This window comes from Massilia alkalitolerans DSM 17462 (assembly GCF_000427785.1).
In the GTDB taxonomy this organism is placed as follows: Bacteria; Pseudomonadota; Gammaproteobacteria; order Burkholderiales; family Burkholderiaceae_D; genus Telluria; species Telluria alkalitolerans.
In genome coordinates this window covers 55,753-80,437 of the sequence record NZ_ATYR01000008.1, presented here as the reverse complement: position 1 = coordinate 80,437, position 24,685 = coordinate 55,753, and the positions used below count along the sequence as shown (strand labels likewise).

Genomic DNA, 24,685 nt, shown 5'->3' with positions numbered 1-24,685 from the left:
CTTCCCCAACACTGGCCGCTCACGCAAAGGCGGCATGTGCGGCCACGGGGAAGGAAACGGATGACTCAGGTAGCGGTGATCGGGGGAGGGCTGGCGGGCCTGGCTTGCGCGGTGGCGCTGGCGGACCACGGGATCGCGGTGACGGTGGTCGAGCGCTCGAACAGGCTGGGCGGGCGCGCCAGCTGCTGGCGCGAGCCGGTGACGGGCGACGTGGTCGACATCGGGCCGCACATCTTCCACTCCGAATACCACAACATGCTGGCGCTGCTCGAGCGCCTCGGCACCCGCGACCTGATTTGCTGGCAGCCCGGCAAGGTCCTGAGCGTGGCCAGCAAGCCCAAGCCCACCGTCCTGCGCCACTATCCCTTGCCGGCGCCGCTCAGCCTCGGCCCCAGCATCCTCGGGGCGCCGGCTTGGGTCTGCGCGACTACCTGTCGATGGCGCCGACCGGCTGGCGCGGCATGCGCTTCGGCGAGGAGCAGGTCCCCGGGCGCGACCGCATCTCCGGCCTCGACTACTTCCGTTCGCTGGGCGTGACCGAAGACCTGATCGACTGGTGGTGGCGCTTCGCCTCCATGGTGGTCACCAACGTCCCGCTCGAACGCGTGTCGGCGGCTTCCCTGATGCGCATCCATGCCCAGCTGAGCGGTTACCGCGGCCAGCATTTCGGCTTCGCCAAGCTTGGCCTGGGCGAGCTGTACACGCAGCAGGCAACGCGCGTCATCGAGCGCGCCGGCGGACGGGTGATCAAGGGCCGCGGCGTGGCTTACCTGGCGGGCCGCGAGCGCGTGGACGGCGTGGTGCTGGCCGACGGCACCCACATCCCGGCGCAGCAGGTGGTCAGCGCGCTGCCGCCGCAGGACCTGGAGGCGGTGCTGCCCACCGACTGGCGCGGGCGCGCGCCTTTCCACGTGCTGCCGCGCTTCGAGCCGAGCCCCTATGTCTGTGTCTACCTCTGGTTCGACCGCGACATCGGGGCGGAGCGCTTCGCCACGCACCTGTGGTCCCCGGGACGCCTGAACTACGATTTCTACGACCTGACCCAGATCCGCCAGGGCTGGCGCGGCCGCCCGACTGTCATCGCCAGCAACATCATCTACAGCCACCGCGCCCACCACCTGGGCGACGCCGAGATCGTGCGCCGCACGGTGGAGGAGCTGGCCGAGATCGCGCCGCGCGCCGCCCATTCCCGCCTGCTGCACGCCGACGTGCACCGGGTGCCGATGGCGATCCCGTGCCCGACGGTGGGTTTCGAAGGCATGCGCCTGCCGGCGCGATCCCCCATCCCCGGCCTGACCCTGGCCGGCGACTGGACCCGTACCGTGATGCCGTGCACGATGGAGGGGGCGACGAAGTCCGGCTACATCGCGGCCGAGCAGGTGCTCGAGGAACGCGGTATTCGCGCCCGTCTCGCGATCGAAGCACGCATGTACGACGACCTCGCCGGGCTGGTGCGAACCATGGTGCCGGGGCGCACCATCCCCTGATCTTGGTCGGCGCGGCTGTAATTTAATTACATTGCCACTTTTTCAGCTGGCGAATTTCTGTCATGCTCTCGGTTGCGACCAACGACAACAACCGAGACCCCATGACGAAAACCACGATCGCCCGGCTTCTCCTGTGCCTGATGGCCAGTCCCATCGCCTACGCTCAGAATGCCGAGCGCCAGCTGCAAGGCCATACCCTCAACCGGAACACGCTGGAGCTGGCCACCAGTGACGGCCGCTACCTGATCAAGCCGTATTCGGCCCATGTAGTCGAGACTACATTTATCCCGAATGGCCAGCAGCACGACCCGGCCTCGCACGCGGTGGTGCTGCCGCCCGCCGGCATCCAGGCCAGCCTCAAGGCCGAAGGGAACCGGATCGAATTCGCCACCCCGGGCATCACGGTCGTGGTCGACCGCAAGCCTTTCCGCATCAGCTACCTGTACAAAGGCAAGCCGCTGGTGGCGGAGAAGGGCGGTTACGCCAAGGCTGACAAGTTCGAGACCATCGAGTTCGCGCTGGACGACGGCGAGGCCCTGTACGGCGCCGGTGCGCGCGCGGTCGGCATGAACCGCCGCGGCAACCGCTTCCAGCTCTACAACAAGGCCGACTACGGCTACGGCAAGACCTCGACGCTGCTCAACTACACGATCCCGGTCGCGCTGTCCTCGAAAAAGTATGCGATCCACTTCGACAACCCGCAGGTAGGCTTCCTCGACTTCGACAGCCGCAAGGACGGCACGCTGCGCTACGAAGTGATCGGCGGGCGCAAGACCTACCAGGTGGTAGCCGGCGACAGCTGGCCTGAGGTCATGGCCAACTATACGAGCCTGACCGGACGCCAGCCGTTGCCGCCGCGCTGGGCCTTCGGCAATTTCGCGAGCCGCTTCGGCTACAAGAGCGAGGCTGAAACCCGCGCCGTGGTCGACCGTTTCGCCGCCGAGAAGATCCCGCTCGACGCCGTGGTACTCGACCTGTACTGGTTCGGCAAGGAGGTCAAGGGCACGATGGGCAACCTGGCCTGGGACCGCGACACCTTCCCGACCGCCGAGAAAATGATGGCCGATTTCGACAAGAAGGGCGTGAAGACCATCGTCATCACCGAGCCTTTCGTCCTGACGACCTCGTCGCGCTGGCAGGAAGCGGTGCAGCAGAAGGTGCTGGCGCTTGATTCCGCCGGCAAGCCGGCCACCTACGACTTCTACTTCGGGAACACCGGCCTGGTCGACCTGTACACCCAGCAGGGCCGCGACTGGTTCTGGAACATCTACAAGGAGCTCAAGATCGGCGGCGTAGGCGGCTGGTGGGGCGACCTGGGCGAGCCGGAAGTGCATCCGTCCTGGGTGCGGCACGGTGGAGGAAAGACTGCCGACCAGGTCCACAACGTCTACGGCCACGACTGGGCGCGCCTGATCGCGGAGGGCTACCGGAAGGACTTCCCGAACGAGCGCCCCTTCATCCTGATGCGCGCCGGCTATTCGGGCTCGCAGCGCTTCGGCATGATCCCGTGGTCGGGCGACGTCAGCCGCGGCTGGGGGGGGCTGCAATCGCAGATGGAGATCTCGCTCCAGATGGGCATGCAGGGCCTGGGCTACATGCACTCGGACCTGGGCGGTTTTGCGGGTCCCGTGCTGGACGACGAGCTGTACGTGCGCTGGCTGCAGTACGGCGTGTTCCAGCCGATCTTCCGCCCCCACGCGCAGGCCGAAGTGGCGCCGGAGCCGGTGTTCCGCTCCGAGCGCACCAAGGTGCTGGCGCGCGAAGCTGTCTGGCTGCGCTATGCGATGCTGCCGTATAACTACACGCTCGGTTTCGAGAACAGCCAGACCGGCATGCCCTTGATGCGTCCGGTGCTGTTCGAGGAAGACGAGGCGACCACGATGTCCTCGACCTACCTGTGGGGCCGGGACTTCCTGGTGGCGCCGATCGTGGAACCGGGCGCGACCCGCAAGGAAGTGCACTTCCCGGTCAAGGACAGTGTCTGGTTCGATTTCCACACCGGCGAGAAGCACCGGGGCGGCATCACCGAGGTGGTCAAGCCCGAAGAGGCGCACATCCCGGTGTACGTCCGCGCCGGCGCTTTCATCCCGATGGCGAAGGTGGTGCAGACCACGCGCGACTACTCGACGCGCCACATCGACCTGCACTACTACCATGACGCCAGCGTCGCCAGCGCCGAGGGCAGAATGTACGACGACGACGGCGAAACAGCCGACGCCTACGCCAAGGGCAAGTACGAGATCGTGCGCTTCGCCAGCAGCTATGCGAACGGCAAGCTCGAGGTCGGCCTGCAGACCGAAACCGGCAAGGCGCTGCTGCCTGCCGAGCGCGGTTTCGCGCTCAAGGTGCACAACGTGGAGAAGAAGCCGCGCGCCGTGACGGTGGACGGTCGTACCGTGGCCTTCAGCTGGAACAGCCGCCACAAGCTGCTGGAAGTGCCGCTGGCGGCGCGCAAGCAGCCAGCAAGCAAGGTGGCGATTACGCTCTGAGCTCGTAGTTGCTACACTGTAGACTGTCGTCCCGGCGCAGGCCGGGACCCAAGTTATGCCAGCGAATCGCGAACAAACTTGGGCTCCGGCCTTCGCCGGAGCGACGGGCTAACGGTGCGGGCAGAGATTGAGGTATCAACGCGCCACGATCAGGCGCAGGCCCAGGCCGACGAAAATGGCGCCGGCGATCCGATCCAGCCACATCCCGGCGCGCGGCGTGCGGTTCAGCCACTGCCCGATCGCGCCGGAAAAGTAGCCCAGCAGCCCGAACAGCACGGCCGCCTGTGCGGTGAAGATCAGTCCCAGCGACGCGATCTGCCAGTTCGCATCCCCGCGCGAAGCCACCACGAACTGCGGCAAAAAGGAGAGGAAGAACAGCACCACCTTCGGGTTGATGGCATTGGCGATCAAACCCTTGAAGAACAGCTGGCGCGCGGATTCGTCCGGCACGCCGCCCGCCACTTGTGCGCCGCCGCGGCTGCGCAGCGCCTGAACACCCATCCAGATCAGATAGAGCCCGCCGGCGACTTTGAGCGCGGTGAAGGCCGTGGGCGAGGCCGCGATCAAGGCGCTCACACCGACGACGGCCAGCAGGGTATGAAACAGGCAACCCAGTGCACACCCGATGCCGAAGGCGATGCCGCGCGCACGGCCTTTCGCGATGCCGACGCTCAGCACCATCATGTTGTCGGGACCAGGTGAGAGCGTGATGATGAGAGCGGCTGCAAGGAAGCCGAGGAATTGTTCAGGGCTGAGCATGGGAAAATAGTCTAAGTGCAAACTATTATCTTAACGCAAATCCCTTACATGGTCGCCGCTGCTCAGCGTTTCCCTTTCGGCTGCACGACCGCATCCATGTCCAGTTCGACCCAGGTCGGCGCGTGGTCGCTCGGCTTTTCTTTCGCACGCTGGAACTTGTCGACGCCCGCGGCGCGCAGCGCCGGCGCCAGGGCAGGGCTGAGCAGCAGGTGGTCGATGCGGATGCCGGCATCGCGCCCGAAGGCGTTGCGGAAGTAATCCCAGAAGGTGTAGATCACCTGGTCCGGGTACAGCGTGCGCAGCGAGTCGGTCCAGCCCTGCGACATCAGGCGTTCGAAGGCGGCGCGCGATTCGGGGCGGAACAGGGCGTCGTCCACCCAGCGCTCCGGCTTGTAGACGTCGAGCTCGGTCGGGATCACGTTGAAGTCGCCGCACATCACGACCGGCACCCTGGCTTCGAGCAGTTCGGCGCCGCGCGCGATCAGCCGCTCGAACCAGGCCAGCTTGTAGTCGAACTTCGGGCCGGGCGCCGGATTCCCGTTCGGCAGGTACAGGCCGCAGACGACCAGGCCCTGGTAGACCGCCTCGATGTAGCGGCTCTGCTCGTCCGTCGGGTCGCCCGGCAGGCCGCGCTGCAGCTCCTGGGCGGGGCCGTCGCGGGTCAGGATGGCGACGCCGTTCCAGCTCTTCTGGCCGTGCCAGATCGCGTGGTAGCCGGCGTCGCGGATCGCCGCCTCCGGGAATTTCTCCTGCGGCGCCTTCAGCTCCTGCAGGCAGACCACGTCCGGGCGGCGTTCTTCGAGGTAGTCAATCAGGGCGCTGATGCGCGCACCGATTCCGTTGACGTTATAGGTAACAACCAGCATCTTGATTCCCCACACATCCTTTGATGCTTGCCACTCTAGCATGCCGAAGCGTCAACATGGGTGACTGAAGATTTCTCGGTGCTTATAGTCGAGAGCGCATTTTCTTATGGCTAATTGATCGTTCGGCCATGCAAGATCATGCCGTATACTCTACCGATTGAATTTTGTAGTCTGGAGAAGAACATGTTCACCCGCCGTCACATCCTCATTGGCGCAGTCGCCCTGTCCGCCACCATGTTTGCGTCCGCTGCACAGGCCGACCAGCTCGCGGACATCAAGAAGAAAGGCGAGATCGTGTTCGGCGTGCTGGGCACCGACGAGCCGAACAGCTTCATTGACCCGAAGACCCGCCAGCTGGTGGGTTACGAGATCGACATCGCCACCGCGGTCGCGAAGAAGATCGGCGTCACGCCCAGGTTCAAGCAGATGTCGGTGTCGGCCCGCATCCCGGAGCTGCAGCAGGGCCATGTCGACGTGCTGGCCGCCACGCTCACCCACAACAAGGAACGCGAATCGCAGGTGGACTTCGCGCTGACCCACTTCGTGACCGGCTCGAAGGTCATGGTGCGCGCCGGTAGCGGCATCACCGCGCTGCCCCAGCTGGCCGGCAAGAAGGTCGTCACGGTCCGCGGCGGCACCCAGGAAACCAACATCCGCAAGGCCGTGCCGAACGTGGAAGTGGTCACCTTCGAGAACACCCAGCAGGCCTTCCAGGCCCTGCGCCAGGGCAAGGGCGTTGCCTACGTCAACGACGAATCCTCGCTGCTGGCCGACTACGGCAAGCTGGGCGCGGCCGCCAAGGGCTTCACCATCCTGCCGACCAGCATCGGCGTCGAATCGATCGCGCTCGGCCTGCGCAAGGGCGAGAAGAACCTGAAGGCGGTGGTCGACGAGACCCTGCGCGGCCTGGAAGCGAGCGGCGAAGCCGAGAAGCTGTTCAACAAGTGGTATGGCCCGGGCACCCGCCCCAACATCGCCAAGCGCAGCTTCAAGATCAGCACCGACAAGATCTAAGTCCGAACCTTGCAGTTTTTCGACCCCAGCATCCTGCAATCCGGCCAGTACCATGACTGGCTGGTGCAGGGTCTCATCCTGTCGCTCCAGCTGACGGCGGCCAGTTTCGTGATTGCCCTGCCGTTCGGCGCACTGCTCGCCGTGATGCGCACATCCGGCTTCGCGCTGGCGCGCGCAATCGCTTCGACAATTATCGAAGCGATTCGCAACGTGCCGCTGCTGGCGCACCTGCTGTTCTGGTATTTCGCCTTCCCCGAGCTGCTGCCCGAGGGGGCGCGCGAATTCCTGTACGCGCACAACCCGGAAGCCGTGTGCGCCGTGATCGCGCTGTCGCTGTACAGCGGCGTGCACATGGCCGAAGACATCCGCAGCAGCATCCGCGCCGTGCCGACCAGCCAGCTGGAGGCCGCCCGTTCGCTGGGCCTGGGCCGCTTCGCCAGCGTGCGCCTGGTGATGCTGCCGCAGGCCTTCCGCGCGGCGACCCCGCCGCTGCTGTCGCAGACCGTCAACCTGTGGAAGGACACCAGCGTGGCCACCGTCATCGGCGCCGCCGAACTGATGTACCAGGCCGCGCGCGTGGAAACCAGCAGCTTCCGCAGCCTGGAAGCCTTCAGCTTCGCAACCCTGGCCTACCTGAGCGTGTCGCTCCTGATTTCCTTCGCCGCCTGGCTGTTCCAGCGGCGCTATCCGGTCCGTCCGGCATGAGGCTCCCGTGCTGAACGCAATGATTGAACTCATCGACACCTACTGGCTGTATTTCCTGGTCGGCCAGTATCCGGAAGGCCCGCTGGGCGGCCTGGCGCTGACCGTGCTGCTGTCGCTTGGCGCGCTGCTGCTGGCGATGCCGCTCGGCCTGCTGCTGGGCGTGGCGCGCGTGAGCAGCCGCCGCGCGATCCGCTGGCCGACGGCCGCGCTCGTGCAGCTGGTGCGCGCCGTGCCGCTGCTGCTGGTGGTGTTCTGGGTCTACTTCTTCCTCCCGGCCGTCACCGGCGTCAAGACCGGGCAGGCGACTACCATGCTGATGGTGCTGGTGCTGTTCGACGGCATCTACCTGGCCGAGATCGTCGCAAGCGGCATCCGCGCGCTTCCAAAAGGGCAGCTGGAAAGCGCCCGCTCGCTGGGCCTGTCCTACCCGCAGGCGCTGCGCCTGGTGGTGCTGCCGCAGACCTTGCGCAACGGCCTGCCCTCGATCGTCAGCCAGCTGGTCTCGACCATCAAGGCGACCTCGCTCGGCTACATCATCGGCCTGTCGGAAGTGTCCTTCATCGCCACCCAAGTGAATACCCTGGTGTTCACGCAGGCGGTCGAGGTGTACCTGATCCTGGCGCTGACCTATTTCATCCTCTGTTTCGGCCTGTCCCGCCTGGCCTTCCTGCTCGAGCGCCGCTTGTCAAGCAAGCGCGCCGTGCAGCTTCAATAAAAAGGGTGTGAACGATGATCGTTCTCGATAAAGTCAACAAGTGGTACGGCGATTACCATGCGCTTCGCGATGTCAGCGAACGCGTGGAGAAGAACGAAGTCGTGGTCGTGTGCGGCCCCTCCGGCTCCGGCAAGTCGACCCTGATCCGCACTCTCAACCGGCTGGAAGAAATCGATGGCGGCAGCATCGCCATCGACGGCCGCGACATCCATGCCAAGGGGCTCGACGTCAATCTGCTCCGCGCCGGCATCGGCTTCGTATTCCAGCACTTCAATTTGTTCCCGCACCTGACGGTGCTGGAGAACTGCACGCTGGCGCCGGTCAACCTCAAACGATCCACGCCGAAGGAAGCGCGCGAATACGCCATGCAACTGCTGGAACAGGTCGGCCTGGCGCACAAGCGTGACGCCTACCCGAATGCGCTCTCGGGCGGCCAGCAGCAGCGCGTGGCGATCGCCCGCGCGCTCGCGATGCGCCCGCCGATCATGCTGTTCGACGAGCCGACCAGCGCACTCGACCCGGAGATGGTGGGGGAGGTGCTGGGAGTGATGCGTTCGCTGGCGGGGCAGGGCATGACCATGGTGTGCGTGACCCACGAGATGGGTTTCGCACGCGAGGTCGCGGACCGGGTCATCTTCATGAGCGAAGGGCAGGTCCTCGAGCGCGCCAAGCCGGAAGACTTCTTCACCCATCCGCAGCACCCGCGCGCCCGGCAGTTCCTGGCCGATCGCCGGCGCGTCTGAGCGGCCTTATTCCGTTGGCGCTTCGGGCGGATACAGGATCTGTGTTCCGCTGACCCGGGCGAAAGGCGTGAGCGTATGCGGCTTGGTCTTGCCCTTGTTGATGATGTGCTCGGCCGGCACGCCGCGCGCCGCCAGCGCGTCCGCCACCATCGAGCGGTGGCAGCGCCAGGGCACGGCCTCGGCGCACATCAGCGCGCAGCGAGTCGACTGCGCCATGCGCGCCACGATGTCGACGTGCTCGTTGAATTCCGGCGACTGCATGTGGTCCGCATAGCCGCGAAACGATGCATTGCGCCAGGCGCCGTTCGGCGTATCCTTGCGCGCCTTGCGCAGGCCGCCCAGTTCGCGGATGTACTCGTAGCCGATGCCTGCCTGGGCCAGCGACTCCGGCAGCTGGTCCTGCCCGAACTGCGGGTTGTGGCGCGACTTGGGGACGGTCCTGATGTCGAGCACGCGTTCGATGCCGTGCTCGCGCAGCAGGCCGATGAATTCCTCGATCGGGCGGTTCGAGTGGCCGATCGTGTAGACCGCTTCCATGCTTCACTCCTCCTCGATTGGGTCGCGGCCATTGTCGCCCGCTGGCCCGTTTTGCGGCGCGCAACTGCGGATGTGATAGCGTTATGCCGGTTCGACAACGGCAACGAGGAGATGACGATGATCTACGAAGGAAGCTGCCACTGCGGGCAGGTGGCGTTCGAGGCGGAAGGGGAAATCGACGGCGCGCTGGCCTGCAACTGCTCGATCTGCAGGCGCAAGGGTTCGCTGCTATGGTTTGTCGCGCGCGACAAGCTGCGTCTCAAGACACCGGAAGAGGCGGCCAGCACCTACACCTTCAACCAGCACGTGATCAAGCACCGCTTCTGCCCGAACTGCGGTATCCATCCTTATGGCGAGGGAGTCGATCCGAAGGGAAATGCGATGGCGGCGGTGAACCTGCGCTGTGTCGAGAACCTCGACCTGGACAGCGTCCCGGTGCACCATTACGACGGGCGCTCGCACTGAATTTCGCGCCAAACGTCCTTACCCCGTACAATGCGCCCCCGATTCCCACACGTACACCAGCATGGAAAACATCGACCAGCGTTACCTCGTCCAGCAAAACAAGCGCACCGACGAAGGCAATAAACCCCCCGTATTTGCCAAGGTCATGCGCAGCAAGGAGGGCAAGTTCGAAGGCGTGTCCTTTATCCGGAACAAGGAAAAAGCGACCGTGATGACGGTCGCCGAAGCCGAAGAGGTGATCCTGTGGGCGAAGCAAAAGAAGGGCAATGCCCAGGAGTACGACACCAGGATCATCTGCGTCGGCCAATAAGGCCGGCAGCCCTCAGAACTGCTCGTCGGGGCGCAGGTAGCGCCACTGCCCCGGCGGCAGATCGCCCAGTTTCACCTTGCCGATGCGCACCCGCTTCAGGCCGAGCACCTTCAGCCCGACCATGTCGCACATGCGGCGGATCTGGCGCTTGCGGCCTTCCCTCAGCGTAAAGCTGAGCTGATCCTCGTTCTGCCAGCGCACCTTGGCCGGCAGCAGCGGCTTGCCATCCATCCACAGGCCGTGGTTGAGCTTTTTCAGGTCCGCGTCCGGCAGCGTGCCCGGTTTGGTGTACTGCACCCGCACCAGGTATTCCTTGTCGACCGCGCTGTTTTCGCCAATGAGCTGCTTGGCGATGCGGCCGTCCTGGGTCAGTACCAGCAGACCGACCGAGTCGATGTCCAGGCGCCCGGCCGGGACCAGGCTGCGCAACTGGGTCGGGTGGAACTGCTCGGGCGAAGGGTCGTCCGGCCAGCGGTTCTCCGGCTTGATCAGGGTGACGGCCGGCTTGTAGCCGTCCTCGGCCTGGCCGCTGACGTAACCGACCGGCTTGTTGATCAGGACCGTGACGCGCTTGGACTGCTCGGCCGCGGCCTGGCGCTCGACAGTGATCTTCTGGTGCGGCAGCACCTTGCTGCCCAGCTCGGAGACGACCTTGCCGTCCACGCGCACCCAGCCTTTGGCGATCCAGTCATCGGCTTCGCGGCGCGAGGACAGGCCGAGTTCGGACATACGTTTGGAAAGGCGGACAGGTTCGGTCATCGGGAAAACAAAAAAAGAAGGTTAAATCTTGAGGGCGTCGAGCAGGTCGGTCTCGAGCTGCACCTGGCTGCGTGGGTTGTTGAGCGCGGCGCCGTCGATCAGGAACACGTCCTCGACACGCTCGCCTAACGTCATGATTTTGGCGGTATGCAGGTTGATGCGGTAGCGCGTCAGCACGCTGGCGATCGCATACAGCAGGCCCGGGCGGTCGTTGGCGGCCACCGACAGCACATGGAACTGGCCGCGCTCGTCGGGTCGAAGGTCGACCGTCGGCGTGACCGGGAAGGTTCGCGACAGGCGCGACAGGCGCCCGCGCGTCGGCGGCGGCAGGGCTTCCTGGGCCAGCAGCTGCGCGCACAGCTCGTGCTCGATCAGGCTGATGATGTCGCGGTAGCTGCCGGCGAAGTTGTCCTCGGTGACGAGGAAGGAGTCGAGCGCGTAGCCGTGGCGCGTGGTGTGGATCTTGGCGTCGAGGATGCTGAAGTTCTTGCGGTCGAAGTAGCTGCAGATGCGCGCGAACAGGTCCGGCTGGTCTTTCACGTACACCGCCACCTGCAGGCCTTCGCCGATCGGCGCCAGGCGCGCCTTCACCACCGGTTTAATGCTGTCGACCTTGTCGTGCAGGGCGCGCGTCTGCCAGGCGATGTCGGAGGCGTCGTGGCGCAGGAAATAGACCACGTCGAGCTGCTTCCACAAGGCCTCGTGGGCGGTGGCGGACAGGCCGAACAGGCGCAGCGTGGCCAGCGCTTCCTTCTGGCGCGCGCGCAGTTCGCGGTCGGCGCTGTGCGGCTCGCCGCCCAGCACGCGCAGGGTCACCTTGTACAGGTCCTCGAGCAGCTTGGCCTTCCAGGCGTTCCACACTTTGGGGCTGGTGCCGCGGATGTCGGCCACCGTGAGCAGGTAGAGCGCGGTCAGGTGGCGTTCGTCCTTCACCAGGTTGGCGAAGGCCTGGATCACGTCCGGGTCCGACAGGTCCTGCTTCTGGGCCACCGTCGACATGGTCAGGTGCTGCTGCACCAGGAACACCACCAGCTCGGTATCTTCTTCGCCGATGCCGTGGCCGCGGCAGAAGTCGGCCGCGTCCTGCATGCCCAGTTCCGAATGGTCGCCGCCGCGCCCCTTGGCGATGTCGTGGAACAGGGCGGCCACGTAGAGCAGCCAGCGGTCGCGGAAATTGGCGATCAGCCCGCTGCAGAACGGGTATTCGTGGGCGTGCTCGGGCATCGTGAAGCGGCGCAGGTTGCGCACCACCATCATGATGTGCTGGTCCACCGTGTAGACATGGAACAGGTCGTGCTGCATCTGGCCGATGATGCTGCGGAAGGCCGGCAGGTAGCGTCCCAGCACGCCCATGTCGTTCATGCGCCGCAGCGCGTGCAGCAGGCCCACCGGCGCCTTCAGGATGCGCAGGAACAGGGCCTTGTTGGCTGGATCGGCGCGGAAGGCGTCGTCGATCACGTTCCGCGCATGCCACAGGGCGCGGATGGTGCGCGCCGTCATGCCCTTGATGTCGGGGCGCTCGGTCATGGCCACGAACACGCCCAGCACGGTCGAGGGGTGGCGCTCGAAGCTGTCGTCGTGGGCGATGTCGATGAAGCCGTTGACCTCGTCGAAATGCTCCTTGAAGTCGCCGCCGAGGGGAATGCGCGCCGCCGGGCGCGGGAACAGCTGCGCCTCGATGTTCTGCAGCATGATGGTGTTCATCTGGGTGACCACCTTGGCCGCCCAGTAGTAGCGCTGCATCAGGAATTCGCTGGCGCGGCGTCCTTCGGCGTTCTCCAGCCCGAAGGTCCTGGCGATCGCGGTCTGGACGTCGAACACCAGGCGGTCCTCGCGCCGTTTGGTCTGCAGGTGCAGGCGCACCCGGATGTCCTTGAAGGCGTACTCTTTTTCCATCAGCTGGCGCGCCTCGGCGCGGGTGATCAGCTTGGCGCGCGCCATCTGGCTCCAGGATTCGGCCAGGCCGGCGGCCTTGGCCACCCACATGATCACCTGCAGGTCGCGCAGCGCGCCCGGGCTTTCCTTGACGTTGGGCTCGAGGGCGAAGGCGGTGTATTCGTACTTGGCGTGGCGCAGCCGCATCTCGGCGGTCTTGGCCTGGAAGAAGGCTTGCGGGTCGAGGGCCTCGCGGTAGCGCCGGCGCAGCTCGTCGAACAGGAGTTCGTCGCCGGCCACCAGGCGCGCTTCCAGCAGGCTGGTCTGCACGGTGATGTCGGCGCGCGACTCGACCAGGCACTCGTCCACGGTGCGGATGCTGTGGCCGATTTCCAGGCCCAGGTCCCAGAACAGCTGTACCAGGCTTTCCAGCTTGGCCTGGGTGAGGGCGTCGGCCGGCTGCCCCAGCAGGACCAGCAGGTCGACGTCGGAATAGGGGAAGAGTTCGCCGCGGCCGTAGCCGCCTACGCCGACCAGCGCCGTATTGGCGGGCAGGCCGGCCGCGTGCCAGGCCTCGAGCAGGATGCCGTCGACGCAGTTGCGCAGGCCGCGCAGCAGCTTTTCCGGCTTGCCGTCCTGGTGGAAGGCGTCGATCAGGGCCTGGCGCTCGGTCCTCAGTTGGTTTTTCAACCGCTGGCGCAGCTCGCCAAGCGAGCTGTCGAGGAGCGCGGACTGGCCCATGACGCTTCCTTCGCTCAGGCCGGAACCGCGGCGCCCTGGTCCAGCAGCGGCAGCACGATGGCGGGCGGCGGCGGGCTGCCGGCCGACATGGTCAGCACCTCGACGCCGGTCTCGGTGACCAGCACGGTGTGCTCCCACTGGGCCGACAGGCTGCGGTCCTTGGTCTTGATGGTCCAGCCGTCCGGCATCTCGCGGATCTCGCGGCGGCCGGCATTGATCATCGGCTCGATGGTGAAGATCATGCCGGGAACCAGCTCTTCGCCGGTGCCGGGACGGCCGTAGTGCAGCACCTGCGGCTCTTCGTGGAACACGCGGCCCACGCCATGGCCGCAGAACTCGCGCACCACGCTGTAGCCGTGCTTCTCGGCGTGCTGCTGGATTGCAAAGCCGATGTCGCCCAGGCGGTTGCCCGGCTTGACCTTGGCGATGCCCAGCCACATGCATTCGAAGGTGACTTCGGACAGGCGCTTGGCCAGGATCGAGGGCTCGCCGACCAGGAACATGCGGCTGTTGTCGCCGTGGAAACCTTCCTTGGTGATCGGGGTGATGTCGATGTTCAGCGCGTCGCCGCTCTTGAGCACGCGCTCGCCCGGGATGCCGTGGCAGATGACGTCGTTGACCGAGGCGCAGATCGAGCCGGGGAAGGGCGGGTAGCCCGGCGGCGCGTAGTTCAGGGTGGCCGGGACGGTGCCCTGCACGTTGATCATGTAGTCCTTGGCCAGGCGGTCCAGTTCGCCGGTAGTGACGCCGGGCTTGACGAAGGGCGTGATGTAGTCGAGCACTTCCGAGCCGAGCCGGCAGGCGACGCGCATGCCTTCGATTTCTTCCGGGGTCTTGGGGATGGAGGCCATATTCTTATCCTGCAAATGTGTGATATTGCGCCATTATAAGGGTTTCGTAGGGTGGGCGGCTATGCCGCCCACGCGGTTAACTACCGCCGGCACCGCCGCGACGGTTTAACTTGCAGCTATCGCCGCGTGGGCGGGAGACCCGCCCACGCTACAGAACCCTTGAAACATGGACCAAATCCCGCTAGAATCTCGGGTTGCTCGTATTCGCATCGAGCAATGTTGTAAAAATCATCTTTTAAATGAAATCGCGAACGTGGCCGCCAAAGGGTGCCTGCTAGGTGACTGGCTACGTTCAAGACCCAACCCTGGAGAATTACATGTCCGTTACTATGCGTGAAATGCTGGAAGCCGGTATCCACTTCGGCCACCAGACCCGTTTCTGGAACCCGAAAATGGCACCGTTCATCTTCGGTCATCGCAACAAGATCCACATCATCAACCTGGAAAAGACCATGGCGATGTACCAGGATGCGATGAAGACCATCAAGCAGATCTCGGCCAACCGCGGCACCATCCTGATGGTCGGCACCAAGCGCCAGGCCCGCGACATCATCGCCGCTGAAGCACAGCGCGCAGGCGTGCCTTACGTCGACCAGCGCTGGCTGGGCGGCATGCTGACCAACTTCAAGACCATCAAGACCTCGATCAAGCGCCTGAAGGACATGGAAGCCCAGATCGAATCGGGTGAAGTCGAGAAGCTGTCGAAGAAAGAAGCGCTGATGTTCTCGCGCGAACTGGTCAAGCTGCAGAAGTCGATCGGCGGCATCAAGGACCTGGGCGGCGTGCCGGACGCGATCTTCGTCGTCGACGTCGGCTACCACAAGGGCGCCATCACCGAAGCCGGCAAGCTGGGCATCCCGGTCATCGGCGTGGTCGATACCAACCACTCGCCGGAAGGCGTCACCCACGTGATCCCGGGTAACGACGACTCGTCGAAGGCGATCACCCTGTACGCACGCGGCGTCGCCGATGCGATCCTGGAAGGCCGCGCCAACGCCACCAACGAAGTCGTTGAGATGGTCAAGGCCGCTGGCGACGACTTCGTCGAAGTTTCCGAGCAGGCGTAATGCAGGGCAGGTGAGACCTGCCTGAGTATCGAAGGGGCGCCGAGCCATAGCACGAGCGCCCCTTTTTTCAAGCACGACGCTTAGCAATAAATTATCGTCCGGATGTCCGTGGGACATGTGGGCCTCTACATCAAATATTTGGGAGAATTCAACATGGCAGCTATTACCGCAGCGATGGTTGGTGAACTGCGCGCGAAGACCGACGCGCCGATGATGGAATGCAAGAAAGCACTGACCGAAGCCGAAGGCGACATGGGCCGTGCCGAAGAGATCCTGCGCGTCAAGCTGGGCGGCAAGGCATCGAAGGCAGCATCGCGTATCACCGCCGAAGGCGTGGTCGCCGCTTACATCTCGGGCAACATCGGCGCGCTGGTTGAAATCAACAGCGAAACCGACTTCGTCGCCAAGAACGACGACTTCCTGGCCATGGCCAACCTGGCAGCCCGCCTGGTCGCCGAGCAGAACCCGTCCGACGTCGCCGCCCTGGCAGCCCTGTCGCACGAAGGCAAGACCTTCGATGACGTGCGTACGGCACTGATCGGTAAAATCGGCGAGAATATGACCGTTCGCCGCTTCCAGCGCTTCGAAACCACCGCCAAGCTGGCTTCGTACCTGCACGGCGCCCGTATCGGCGTCATGGTCGAGTTCGAAGGCGACGACCAGGTCGGCAAGGACGTGGCGATGCACATCGCTGCAATGAAGCCGGTTTCCCTGTCGGCAGAGCAAGTGCCTGCTGAACTGATCGAGAAAGAGCGTTCGGTTGCCCAGCTGAAAGCCCAGGAAGACGCCGACAAGGCCGTCGCCGAAGGCAAGCAGCCGCAGTCGGCCGAGATCGTCGCCAAGCGTATCGACGGTTCGGTGCAGAAGTACCTGAAGGAAGTCTCGCTGCTGAACCAGGCATTCGTGAAGAACGACAAGCAGTCGATCGAGCAGTACCTGAAGGCCTCGAACGCCAGCGTGAAGGCATTCACGATGTACGTCGTCGGCGAAGGCATCGAGAAGAAGGTGGACGACTTCGCAGCAGAAGTCGCAGCCCAGATGGCTGCCAACAAGCAGTAATCAACAAAGCGGGCCGAAAGGCCCGTTTTTGTAGGGTGCTGCCGCGTGCGTCGGTAGGCGCGGAGCGGCAGCCCGAACAGCCATCTGTTTTGCAGATGAGATCGTCGGCCACGAGCCGGCGGTCGGACCCGAATTCGAAACACAACATAGGAGCCGCTTCATCATGACAAAACCAGCCTACCAACGAGTCCTCCTCAAACTGTCTGGCGAAGCGCTGATGGGTGACGACCAGTTCGGCATCAACCGCGCCACCATCGACCGCATGGTCGCCGACGTGGCGGAAGTGGCGAAGCTGGGCGTGCAGGTGGCGGTCGTGATCGGCGGCGGCAACATCTTCCGCGGCGTGGCCCCGGGCGCCCAGGGCATGGACCGCGCCACCGCGGACTACATGGGCATGCTCGCCACCGTCATGAACGCCCTGGCCCTGGCCGATTCGATGCGCCACGTGGGCATCACCGCGCGCGTGATGTCGGCGATCAGCATCGAGCAGGTGGTCGAGCCCTACGTGCGCCCGAAGGCCCTGCAGTACCTGGAAGAGGGCAAGGTCGTGGTGTTCGCCGCCGGCACCGGCAACCCCTTCTTCACCACCGACACCGCCGCCGCCCTGCGCGGCGCCGAGATCTCGGCCGAGATCGTCCTGAAGGCAACCAAGGTCGACGGCGTCTACACCGCCGACCCGAAGAAGGACCCGAGCGCCACCCGCTACAATTCGATCTCCTTCGACGAGGCGATCGCCAAGAACCTGCAGGTGATGGACGCTACCGCGTTCGCCCTGTGCCGTGACCAGAAGCTGCCGATCAAGGTCTTCTCCATCGTTAAGCCCGGCGCAATGAAAGCCGTGATCATGGGTGAAGACGAGGGTACACTGGTACACGTTTGAGTTTTGTTTCAAAAATTAAAATATAGGAGTGCAGCATGTCCTTAGCTGACGTCAAGAAGAACGCGCAGGAGCGCATGACCAAGTCCATCGAGACCCTGCGGGCCAACCTGGCCAAGGTCCGTACCGGCCGCGCCCACGCCGGCATCCTCGATTCCGTGATGGTCGAATACTACGGTTCGCCGGTCCCGCTGTCGCAGGTCGCCAACCTGACCCTGATCGACGCCCGCACCATCGGCGTGGCCCCGTTCGAAAAGAAGATGGGGAGCACCATCGAAAAGGCGATCCGCGACTCCGACCTGGGCCTGAACCCGTCGTCGCAGGGCGACATGATCCGCGTGCCGACCCCGCCGCTGACCGAAGAGCGCCGCAAGGAAATGGTCAAGCTGACCAAGTCGGAAGGCGAGGACGCTAAGATTGCCGTGCGCAATATCCGTCGCGACGCCAACGAAGCCGTCAAGAAAATGGTCAAGGACAAGACCGCGTCTGAAGACGACGAGCGCCGCTCGAGCGACGAGATCCAGAAGCTGACCGACAAGTTCGTTGCCGAGATCGACAAGTTGCTGGCCGATAAAGAAAAAGACATCATGACGGTGTAATACTGGGCCTTGCGGAGCGCTTCGCGCTCCGCACCCAGGCGGACCGGCCCCGGTTTTGTTGCCGCGGCCGGTCCGACTCCCTTTAAGACCCAGCTGGAAGCAAAGATGTTCAAAAGTTCGACCACTGTCATTCCCGAAGCGCCGAAGGTGCCGCGCCACATCGCCATCATCATGGATGGCAATGGACGCTGGGCGACCAAGCGCCTGCTGCCGCGTGTGGCCGGCCACGTCAAGGGCGTGGAGGCGGTGCGCGGTGTCGTCGAGCACTGCGTCGAACGCGGCGTGGAATACCTGACGCTGTTCGCCTTTTCGTCCGAAAACTGGCGCCGTCCGGCCGAGGAAGTCTCGCTCCTGATGCGCCTGTTCGTCACCGCGCTCGAGCGCGAAGTGGCGAAGATGCATGCCAATAACATCCGCCTGAAGGTGGTTGGCGACCTGAGCCGTTTCGACGCCAAGCTGCAGGACATGATCAACGCGGCCGAGCGCCGCACCGCCAACAACACCCGCCTCACGGTCAGCGTATGCGCCAACTACGGCGGCCGCTGGGATATCATGCAGGCAACGGGCAAGATGGTGGCGGCCAATCCTGGCGTGACCGATTTCACCGAAGAGATGCTGGCCCCGCACCTGGCCATGGCCTACGCGCCCGAGCCCGACCTGTTCATCCGTACCGGCGGCGAGGAGCGCATCTCGAACTTCCTGTTGTGGCAGCTCGCTTATTCGGAGCTGTATTTCACCAAGACCTTCTGGCCCGACTTTTCCAAAGCCTCGCTGGACGAAGCGATCGACTCCTTCCAGCAGCGCGAGCGCCGCTTCGGCCAGACCGGCGACCAGGTCGCGAAGAAGTCCAAGGTTTAAGACCCGAAGCCCATATCGACAATGCTGAAAACCCGGATCATCACCGCGCTCGCACTGCTGGCAGTCCTGCTGCCGGTCCTGTACTTCAATAACTACACGGCGTTCGCGGTGGTCGCATCCTGCTTCTTCGGGGCGGCGATCTGGGAGTGCTTCCGCCTGTTCAATCCCGAGACCGCCAAGGCGCCGCTGATCGCCGCCTTCTGGACCGCGGCCTTCGTGTACGCCTTCTTCATTGCGCCGAGCCCGAACCCGACCTTCTGGTTCGCGATCAGCGTGCTGGTGTGGGCGCTGCGTTTCGCGCCTTCCTTGAAGGTCGGCCTGCCGCCGCTGAACAGCAGCGCCAACACCTTTCTCAGCCTGGTCTACGCCGTCGCCGTGGTCGGCTGCTTCGCGGCCATCGTCGAGATGTACCGCCTGTCGCCGCTCTACCTGCTGTCGGTGATGGCGATCGTGTGGGCCGCCGACATCTTCGCCTATTTCTCGGGCAAGGCCTTCGGCAAGCGCAAGCTGGCGCCCTCGATCTCGCCGGGCAAGTCCTGGGAAGGCGCGATCGGCGGCTGCATTGCGGTGCTGGTCCTGGCCACCCTCAGCATCGCGCTGGGTGGTGACGCGATGGCCGGCACCTTCGCCGCGCAGGTGCAGGCCAGCCTCGGCTGGGCCGCGCTGTACGTGGTGCTCATCCTCATCGTCGCGGCCAGCGTGGTCGGCGACCTGTTCGAATCCCAGCTCAAGCGCCGCGCCGGCATGAAGGACAGCAGCAACCTGCTGCCTGGCCATGGCGGAGTGCTGGACCGCGTGGACGCGCTCGTCCCGGTCCTGCCCCTGGCAGCCCTGATCGGCTCCCGGCTCTAGCAGCAAGCTGCCAGCAATAAAGGAATCCCGCAATGCAGCGCATTACCATCCTGGGCGCCACCGGCTCGATCGGCGCCTCGACCCTCGACGTTCTCGCCCGCCACCCCGACCGCTACCGTGTGTACGCGCTGAGCGCGCACGGGCGCGTGGAAGAACTGGCCGACGCCTGCCGCCGCGTCAAGCCGGCGCGCGCCGTGGTCGGCACGGCCGAAGCGGCAGGGCGCCTGTCGCAGCTCCTGGCGGGCCTGGACATCCATGTCGACCATGGCGAGCAGGCCTTGTGCGAGATCGCCTCCAGCCCGGACACCGACACCGTGATGGCCGCCATCGTCGGCGCCGCCGGCCTGGCGCCGACCCTGGCGGCCGCGCGCGCCGGCAAGAAGGTCCTGCTGGCCAACAAGGAAGCCCTGGTCATGTCCGGCCAGCTGTTCATGGACGCGGTGCGCGAGCACCGTGCGACCCTGCTGCCGATCGACAGCGAGCACAATGCGATCTTCCAGTCGCTGCCCGCCACTTACGCGCGCGACCCGCAGGCGGCCGGCGTGGCCAAGATCCTGCTCACCGCCTCCGGCGGCCCCTTCCTGCAGCGCGCCGTCGAGACCCTGGAGGCGGTGACGCCCGACGAAGCCTGCAAGCACCCGAACTGGGTCATGGGCCGCAAGATCTCGGTCGATTCGGCCACCATGATGAACAAGGGCCTGGAAGTGATCGAGGCCCACTGGCTGTTCGGCGCGCCGGCCGACCTGATCGAGGTCGTGATCCACCCGCAAAGCGTGATCCACTCGATGGTCTCCTACACCGACGGCTCGGTGCTGGCCCAGCTGGGCAATCCCGATATGCGCACCCCGATCGCCCACGCGCTGGCCTTCCCGGAGCGGATCGCTTCCGGCGTGCCCCAGCTCGACCTGACCGCGATGGCCGCGCTGCAGTTCCACCAGCCCGACTTCGAGCGCTTCCCCTGCCTGGCGCTGGCGTTCGACGCGCTGCGCGCGGGCGGCACTGCGCCGGCCCTGCTCAATGCCGCCAACGAAGTGGCGGTGCAGGCCTTCCTCGAGCGCGAGATCGGTTTCCGCGACATCGACCGCGTGATCGCCGAGGTGATGGACGCCGTGCCGCATGGTCCGGCGCCATCGATCGAGGCGGTGCTGGCCCAGGATGCGCGCGCCCGCGCCGCGGCTAAGTCCGTGATCGCTCGCCTGCGGGCTTGAAGCCATGAGCCTGCTCTATACCATCCTGGCCTTCGCACTGGCCCTCGGACCGCTGATCGTCCTGCACGAACTCGGGCACTACCTGGTGGCCCGCGCCTGCGGCGTGAAGGTGCTGCGCTTCTCGATCGGCATGGGCCGCGTGGTGTGGTCGCGCCGCTTCGGGCCGGACCAGACCGAGTGGGCGATCTCGGCCCTGCCGCTGGGCGGCTACGTCAAGATGCTCGACTCGCGCGATCCGGAGACGGCGCCGAAGGACGAATCCGAACTGCACCGCGAGTTCACCCGCCAGAGCGTATGGCGCCGCATCGCCATCGTGGCGGCCGGCCCGCTGGCCAACTTCCTGGTGGCCATCGGCCTGATGGCGGTGCTCTTCATGCACGGCGTCGAGGAACCCTCGGCGCGCCTGCGCGCTGCGCCCCAGGGCACGGCGGCGCAGCTGGCCGGCGTGCGCGGCGGCGACACCGTGGTGGCGGTGAACGGCAACCCGGTCCAGTCCTGGGCCGAGCTGCGCTGGCAGATCATCCACGCCACCGTGGACAAGACGGATGCGCGCCTCGAGCTGCGCGCCCAGGGCGGCGGCGGCTACAGCGCCACCATCCCCGCGGAACGTATCGCGAAGCTGGATGTCGAAGGCGACGTGACCCAAGCGCTGGGCCTGGACCTGTGGCGCGCGCGCCCCCGCATCGAAAAGGTGCTGCCGGGTGGGGCAGGAGAGCGCGCCGGCCTGCAGGCCGGCGACCTGGTGCTGCGCGCCGACGGCAAGGCGGTCGAGGACGGCCTGGCCTTCACCGAGACCATGCGCGCAGCGGCCGGACGCACCGTGCAGCTGGAAGTCGAGCGGGCAGGGCGCGTGGTGGCGCTGGCCGTCACGCCGGAAAAGGACGCGGCCAGCGGGCGCGGTGTCGCCAAGGTGATGCTGTCGCAGCCGGTCGAGATGGTGACCGTGAGCTCGGGCCCCTTCGAGGCAATTGCCAAGGGCGCGGAGCGGACCTGGGAGACCAGCGTCATGACGATCAAGATGATCGGCCGTATGATCACCGGCGAAGCCTCGTGGAAGAACGTCACCGGCCCGATCACCATCGCCGATTATGCAGGGCAGACCGCACGCATTGGCCTGGCCACCTATTTGCAGTTCATCGCATTTATTAGTATTAGCTTAGGCGTAATGAATTTGTTACCAATTCCGGTTCTGGATGGTGGCCATTTACTGTATTATTCGCTGGAAGTTTTGACCGGGCGTCCCCTCCCTGCGCGCGTTGGAGAATATGCGCAGCGCTTCGGGGTCGGCCTGCTGTTCATGCTGATGGCGCTCGCCGTCTTCAATGACCTGGTGCGGTTGCTCTAGCGGTGCCCAAGCAGGGACCGCGCACCGGCAAAAGAATATGTATGTTGTCCAATGACTGACCAGAAATCCAGCCAATGAATTCACAACCTGATCGTTTCGCCCTGCCGTTCATCCGTCGCAGCATGATTGGCGCAGCCGTGCTGGCGCTTTGCGCCGGCAATGCCCTTGCCGCCAACCCGTTCGTGGTCAAGGACATCCGGGTCGAAGGCATCCAGCGTACGGAAGCAGGCACCGTGTTCAGCTACCTGCCGGTGCGCGTGGGTGAAACCATGGACGATGCCCGTGCGACCACCGCCATCAAGGCGCTGTTCGCGACCGGCTTCTTCAAGGACGTCCGCCTGGAAGAGGAGAACGGCGTGCTGGTGGTGCTGGTCGAGGAACGACCCGCCATTTCTTCGGTGGACTTCACCGGCACCAAGGAATTCGAGAAGGACATGCTGGTCAAGGCGCTGGGCGAGATCGGCGTCGGCGAGACCAAGATCTTCGACAAGGCGGCCGTGGACCGCGCCGAGCAGGAGCTCAAGCGCCAGTACCTGTCGCACGGCCTGTACGGCGTGAAGATCACCACCACCGTTACGCCGATCGAGCGCAACCGCGTGACGATCATGTTCAACGTCGACGAAGGCGACGTGGCGAAGATCCGCCAGATCAACTTTGTCGGCAACAAGGCCTTCAGCGACAAGCAGCTGCGCGAAGTGCTGCAGCTGTCCAAGTCGGGCTGGTTCACCTGGTACTCGAAGGCCGACCAGTATTCCAAGCAGAAGCTGACCGGCGACCTCGAGGCGATCAAGTCCCTGTACCTGAACAATGGCTACCTGGAAGCGAACGTCGAATCGACCCAGGTCTCGATCACCCCGGACAAGCGCGACATCTACCTGACCATCAATGTCACCGAAGGCGAGAAGTACACCGTCTCCGGCGTGAAGCTGGAAGGCGAGATGTTCGGCCGCGAAGAAGAACTGAGCAAGCTGATCCTGCTCCAGCCGGGCAAGACCTATTCGGGCGACCTGATGGAAGCGACCAACAAGCTGATCTCGGACCGCCTCGGTTCCTTCGGCTACGCCTTCGCCAACGTCACCGCCAACCCGGAGATCGACCGCGAGAAGCGCGAAGCCAAGTTCACCTTCTTCATCGATCCGGGCAAGCGCGCCTACGTGCGCCACATGAACATCTCGGGCAATACCGTGACCCGCGACGAAGTCATCCGCCGCGAGTTCCGCCAGTTCGAAAGCTCCTGGTACGACGCCAACCGCGTCAAGCTCTCGCGCGACCGTGTCGACCGTCTCGGCTACTTCAAGGACGTGAAGGTCGAGACCCCGGAGTCGCCGGGCACCACCGACCAGGTGGACGTGAACCTGGTGGTCGAAGAGAAGCCGACCGGTAACTTCATGATCGGCGGCGCGTTCTCGCAGTCGGAGAAGTTCACCTTCACCGCCTCGATCTCGCAGGCCAACTTCGCCGGCAGCGGCAACACCATCGGCCTGGAACTGAATACCAGCAAGTACAACCGGACGATCGCGTTCTCGCAGACCAATCCGTACTTCACCGACGACGGCATCTCGCGCTCGTTCCAGCTCTACCTGCGCACGATGCGCCCGCCGGCGCTCAACCTCGGCCTGTACACGGTGCGCCAGACCGGCGGCACCATGACCTTCGGCGTGCCGTTCTCGGAAAACGACACCGTGTTCTTCGGCGCCGGCCTGGAACGCACCCAGATCGAAACCGACTTCACCTCGCCGACCCTGTACAAGACCTTCGTCTCGGACAACGGCGGCCCGGCCGACGGCGTCGGCAAGGCTTCGACCTTCGCCATCCCGCTGACCGCCGCATGGGGCCGCGATACCCGCGACAGCGCGGTGACGCCGACCCGCGGCCGCTACCAGCGCGCCAACCTCGAAATCGACGCACTGGGCGACGCCAAGTACTACCGCCTGGTGTACGAACACCAGTGGTGGCGCCCGCTGACGCGCTGGATGACCCTGGCGCTGCGCGGCGAATTCGACTACGGCAAGGGCATCGGCGGCAGCAACTATCCGGTGTTCAAGAACTTCTACGCCGGCGGCATCGGCTCGGTGCGCGGCTACGAAAGCTCCTCGCTGGGCGTGGTCGACCCCAACTACTACGACGCGGTGGGCGGCTCCAAGCGCCTGATCGCGAACGCGGAACTGCAGTTCCCGTTCCCGGGCGGCGGCACCGACCGCAGCCTGCGCTGGTTCACCTTCGTGGACGGCGGCCAGGTCTACCAGGAGGAAGAGAAGATCCGCCTGAACCGGATGCGCTTCTCGGCAGGTATCGGCCTGTCGTGGATTTCCCCGGTCGGTCCGCTGAAGTTGAGTTATGCTAAGCCTTTGAACGCCTTGCCGGGCGACCGACTGGAACGCTTCCAGTTCCAGATGGGTACCGGCTTCTGACCGGCCGGAATGGGGCCGTTCAGTCAGGCTCCACCGATATACGGAGAAAGATGTTGAAAATGCTGAAAGCCACGTTGCCCCGGCCTTTGCTCC

General features: G+C 64.9%; 24 protein-coding genes. 18 read left to right on the top strand and 6 right to left on the bottom strand.

Going from position 1 to position 24,685, the window contains the following annotated elements; translation table 11 throughout:
- The first annotated feature begins 60 nt into the window (after positions 1–60).
- The 3 genes from YWC_RS32035 (at position 61) to YWC_RS0110485 (ending at position 3,976) form a co-directional block, all read left to right on the top strand.
- Positions 61–537, top strand: coding sequence for an FAD-dependent oxidoreductase (locus YWC_RS32035; protein ID WP_084416381.1), 477 nt, complete (start codon positions 61–63; stop codon positions 535–537).
- Positions 420–1,487 carry a hydroxysqualene dehydroxylase gene (locus YWC_RS33700; RefSeq protein WP_229413076.1) on the top strand — a complete coding sequence of 356 codons (1,068 nt, stop codon included), beginning with the start codon at positions 420–422 and terminating at the stop codon, positions 1,485–1,487. The genes YWC_RS32035 and YWC_RS33700 overlap by 118 nt, the downstream gene beginning before the upstream one ends.
- 101 nt (positions 1,488–1,588) lie before the next feature.
- Positions 1,589–3,976 carry a glycoside hydrolase family 31 protein gene (locus YWC_RS0110485; RefSeq protein WP_027865321.1) on the top strand — a complete coding sequence of 796 codons (2,388 nt, stop codon included), beginning with the start codon at positions 1,589–1,591 and terminating at the stop codon, positions 3,974–3,976.
- A 135-nt stretch (positions 3,977–4,111) separates the two neighbouring features.
- Here YWC_RS0110485 and YWC_RS0110480 read toward each other — a convergent pair whose 3' ends face one another.
- Together YWC_RS0110480 and xth are read right to left on the bottom strand one after the other, a co-directional pair.
- Positions 4,112–4,735, bottom strand: coding sequence for a LysE family translocator (locus YWC_RS0110480; protein WP_027865320.1), 624 nt, complete (start codon positions 4,733–4,735; stop codon positions 4,112–4,114).
- A 62-nt stretch (positions 4,736–4,797) separates the two neighbouring features.
- Complete coding sequence (xth, locus tag YWC_RS0110475) at positions 4,798–5,601, bottom strand: exodeoxyribonuclease III (RefSeq protein WP_027865319.1); 804 nt, start codon at positions 5,599–5,601, stop codon at positions 4,798–4,800.
- Between the two features lie 183 nt (positions 5,602–5,784).
- On the opposite strand from xth, the gene YWC_RS0110470 reads away from it, so the two are divergent.
- The 4 genes from YWC_RS0110470 to YWC_RS0110455 are packed head-to-tail and all read left to right on the top strand — an operon-like array spanning position 5,785 to position 8,778.
- Positions 5,785–6,615, top strand: a complete 831-nt coding sequence (locus YWC_RS0110470) for an ABC transporter substrate-binding protein (protein WP_027865318.1) — start codon at positions 5,785–5,787, stop codon at positions 6,613–6,615.
- 9 nt (positions 6,616–6,624) lie between these two features.
- Positions 6,625–7,320: an amino acid ABC transporter permease gene (locus YWC_RS0110465; protein ID WP_027865317.1), complete on the top strand. Its 696-nt coding sequence runs from the start codon at positions 6,625–6,627 to the stop codon at positions 7,318–7,320.
- A 19-nt stretch (positions 7,321–7,339) separates the two neighbouring features.
- A complete protein-coding gene (locus YWC_RS0110460) occupies positions 7,340–8,035 on the top strand; it encodes an amino acid ABC transporter permease (RefSeq protein WP_027865316.1) in 696 nt (231 codons plus the stop codon).
- A 14-nt stretch (positions 8,036–8,049) separates the two neighbouring features.
- Positions 8,050–8,778 carry an amino acid ABC transporter ATP-binding protein gene (locus YWC_RS0110455; protein ID WP_027865315.1) on the top strand — a complete coding sequence of 243 codons (729 nt, stop codon included), beginning with the start codon at positions 8,050–8,052 and terminating at the stop codon, positions 8,776–8,778.
- A gap of 6 nt (positions 8,779–8,784) precedes the next feature.
- Here the strand turns inward: YWC_RS0110455 and YWC_RS0110450 are convergent, their stop codons facing one another.
- Entirely contained in the window at positions 8,785–9,315 is a 531-nt protein-coding gene (locus tag YWC_RS0110450) for a DUF488 domain-containing protein (RefSeq protein ID WP_027865314.1), read from the bottom strand.
- Between the two features lie 117 nt (positions 9,316–9,432).
- Here YWC_RS0110450 and YWC_RS0110445 point away from each other — a divergent pair, with 117 nt between their 5' ends.
- Both YWC_RS0110445 and YWC_RS0110440 read left to right on the top strand, forming a co-directional pair.
- Positions 9,433–9,780: a GFA family protein gene (locus YWC_RS0110445; protein WP_027865313.1), complete on the top strand. Its 348-nt coding sequence runs from the start codon at positions 9,433–9,435 to the stop codon at positions 9,778–9,780.
- Between the two features lie 61 nt (positions 9,781–9,841).
- Entirely contained in the window at positions 9,842–10,090 is a 249-nt protein-coding gene (locus tag YWC_RS0110440; protein ID WP_027865312.1) for a hypothetical protein, read from the top strand.
- 12 nt (positions 10,091–10,102) lie between these two features.
- Here the strand turns inward: YWC_RS0110440 and YWC_RS0110435 are convergent, their stop codons facing one another.
- From YWC_RS0110435 to map, 3 genes are read right to left on the bottom strand one after another with little or no spacing between them, the layout of a single operon-like run.
- Positions 10,103–10,849, bottom strand: a complete 747-nt coding sequence (locus tag YWC_RS0110435) for a pseudouridine synthase (protein ID WP_027865311.1) — start codon at positions 10,847–10,849, stop codon at positions 10,103–10,105.
- A 21-nt stretch (positions 10,850–10,870) separates the two neighbouring features.
- The gene (locus tag YWC_RS0110430; RefSeq protein WP_051306376.1) at positions 10,871–13,465 is read right to left on the bottom strand and encodes a [protein-PII] uridylyltransferase; all 2,595 of its coding nucleotides are present in this window, start codon (positions 13,463–13,465) and stop codon (positions 10,871–10,873) included.
- Positions 13,466–13,479: 14 nt separating this feature from the next.
- Positions 13,480–14,316 carry a type I methionyl aminopeptidase gene (map, locus tag YWC_RS0110425; protein ID WP_027865309.1) on the bottom strand — a complete coding sequence of 279 codons (837 nt, stop codon included), beginning with the start codon at positions 14,314–14,316 and terminating at the stop codon, positions 13,480–13,482.
- 317 nt (positions 14,317–14,633) lie between these two features.
- On the opposite strand from map, the gene rpsB reads away from it, so the two are divergent.
- The 9 genes from rpsB (at position 14,634) to bamA (ending at position 24,592) form a co-directional block, all read left to right on the top strand.
- Entirely contained in the window at positions 14,634–15,383 is a 750-nt protein-coding gene (gene rpsB / locus YWC_RS0110420) for a 30S ribosomal protein S2 (RefSeq protein WP_027865308.1), read from the top strand.
- 153 nt (positions 15,384–15,536) lie between these two features.
- Complete coding sequence (gene tsf, locus YWC_RS0110415) at positions 15,537–16,442, top strand: translation elongation factor Ts (protein WP_027865307.1); 906 nt, start codon at positions 15,537–15,539, stop codon at positions 16,440–16,442.
- 163 nt (positions 16,443–16,605) lie between these two features.
- A complete protein-coding gene (gene pyrH / locus YWC_RS0110410; protein ID WP_027865306.1) occupies positions 16,606–17,322 on the top strand; it encodes a UMP kinase in 717 nt (238 codons plus the stop codon).
- Between the two features lie 35 nt (positions 17,323–17,357).
- Positions 17,358–17,918, top strand: coding sequence for a ribosome recycling factor (gene frr / locus YWC_RS0110405; protein ID WP_027865305.1), 561 nt, complete (start codon positions 17,358–17,360; stop codon positions 17,916–17,918).
- Positions 17,919–18,023: 105 nt separating this feature from the next.
- The gene (gene uppS / locus YWC_RS0110400; protein WP_036214019.1) at positions 18,024–18,776 is read left to right on the top strand and encodes a polyprenyl diphosphate synthase; all 753 of its coding nucleotides are present in this window, start codon (positions 18,024–18,026) and stop codon (positions 18,774–18,776) included.
- Positions 18,777–18,797: 21 nt separating this feature from the next.
- Positions 18,798–19,628: a phosphatidate cytidylyltransferase gene (locus YWC_RS0110395; protein ID WP_027865303.1), complete on the top strand. Its 831-nt coding sequence runs from the start codon at positions 18,798–18,800 to the stop codon at positions 19,626–19,628.
- 32 nt (positions 19,629–19,660) lie between these two features.
- The gene (ispC, locus tag YWC_RS0110390) at positions 19,661–20,836 is read left to right on the top strand and encodes a 1-deoxy-D-xylulose-5-phosphate reductoisomerase (protein WP_027865302.1); all 1,176 of its coding nucleotides are present in this window, start codon (positions 19,661–19,663) and stop codon (positions 20,834–20,836) included.
- Between the two features lie 4 nt (positions 20,837–20,840).
- Positions 20,841–22,181: an RIP metalloprotease RseP gene (gene rseP / locus YWC_RS0110385; RefSeq protein WP_027865301.1), complete on the top strand. Its 1,341-nt coding sequence runs from the start codon at positions 20,841–20,843 to the stop codon at positions 22,179–22,181.
- Positions 22,182–22,255: 74 nt separating this feature from the next.
- Positions 22,256–24,592, top strand: a complete 2,337-nt coding sequence (bamA, locus tag YWC_RS0110380) for an outer membrane protein assembly factor BamA (protein ID WP_027865300.1) — start codon at positions 22,256–22,258, stop codon at positions 24,590–24,592.
- Positions 24,593–24,685: the final 93 nt, after the last annotated feature.

Coding starts and splice junctions, on each gene's coding strand:
- YWC_RS32035 (WP_084416381.1), top strand. CDS start 61: ATGACTCAGGTAGCGGTGATCGGGGGAGGGCTGGCGGGCCTGGCTTGC.
- YWC_RS0110485 (WP_027865321.1), top strand. CDS start 1,589: ATGACGAAAACCACGATCGCCCGGCTTCTCCTGTGCCTGATGGCCAGT.
- YWC_RS0110480 (WP_027865320.1), bottom strand. CDS start 4,735: ATGCTCAGCCCTGAACAATTCCTCGGCTTCCTTGCAGCCGCTCTCATC.
- xth (WP_027865319.1), bottom strand. CDS start 5,601: ATGCTGGTTGTTACCTATAACGTCAACGGAATCGGTGCGCGCATCAGC.
- YWC_RS0110470 (WP_027865318.1), top strand. CDS start 5,785: ATGTTCACCCGCCGTCACATCCTCATTGGCGCAGTCGCCCTGTCCGCC.
- YWC_RS0110460 (WP_027865316.1), top strand. CDS start 7,340: ATGATTGAACTCATCGACACCTACTGGCTGTATTTCCTGGTCGGCCAG.
- YWC_RS0110455 (WP_027865315.1), top strand. CDS start 8,050: ATGATCGTTCTCGATAAAGTCAACAAGTGGTACGGCGATTACCATGCG.
- YWC_RS0110450 (WP_027865314.1), bottom strand. CDS start 9,315: ATGGAAGCGGTCTACACGATCGGCCACTCGAACCGCCCGATCGAGGAA.
- YWC_RS0110445 (WP_027865313.1), top strand. CDS start 9,433: ATGATCTACGAAGGAAGCTGCCACTGCGGGCAGGTGGCGTTCGAGGCG.
- YWC_RS0110440 (WP_027865312.1), top strand. CDS start 9,842: ATGGAAAACATCGACCAGCGTTACCTCGTCCAGCAAAACAAGCGCACC.
- YWC_RS0110435 (WP_027865311.1), bottom strand. CDS start 10,849: ATGACCGAACCTGTCCGCCTTTCCAAACGTATGTCCGAACTCGGCCTG.
- YWC_RS0110430 (WP_051306376.1), bottom strand. CDS start 13,465: ATGGGCCAGTCCGCGCTCCTCGACAGCTCGCTTGGCGAGCTGCGCCAG.
- map (WP_027865309.1), bottom strand. CDS start 14,316: ATGGCCTCCATCCCCAAGACCCCGGAAGAAATCGAAGGCATGCGCGTC.
- rpsB (WP_027865308.1), top strand. CDS start 14,634: ATGTCCGTTACTATGCGTGAAATGCTGGAAGCCGGTATCCACTTCGGC.
- tsf (WP_027865307.1), top strand. CDS start 15,537: ATGGCAGCTATTACCGCAGCGATGGTTGGTGAACTGCGCGCGAAGACC.
- pyrH (WP_027865306.1), top strand. CDS start 16,606: ATGACAAAACCAGCCTACCAACGAGTCCTCCTCAAACTGTCTGGCGAA.
- frr (WP_027865305.1), top strand. CDS start 17,358: ATGTCCTTAGCTGACGTCAAGAAGAACGCGCAGGAGCGCATGACCAAG.
- uppS (WP_036214019.1), top strand. CDS start 18,024: ATGTTCAAAAGTTCGACCACTGTCATTCCCGAAGCGCCGAAGGTGCCG.
- YWC_RS0110395 (WP_027865303.1), top strand. CDS start 18,798: ATGCTGAAAACCCGGATCATCACCGCGCTCGCACTGCTGGCAGTCCTG.
- ispC (WP_027865302.1), top strand. CDS start 19,661: ATGCAGCGCATTACCATCCTGGGCGCCACCGGCTCGATCGGCGCCTCG.
- rseP (WP_027865301.1), top strand. CDS start 20,841: ATGAGCCTGCTCTATACCATCCTGGCCTTCGCACTGGCCCTCGGACCG.
- bamA (WP_027865300.1), top strand. CDS start 22,256: ATGAATTCACAACCTGATCGTTTCGCCCTGCCGTTCATCCGTCGCAGC.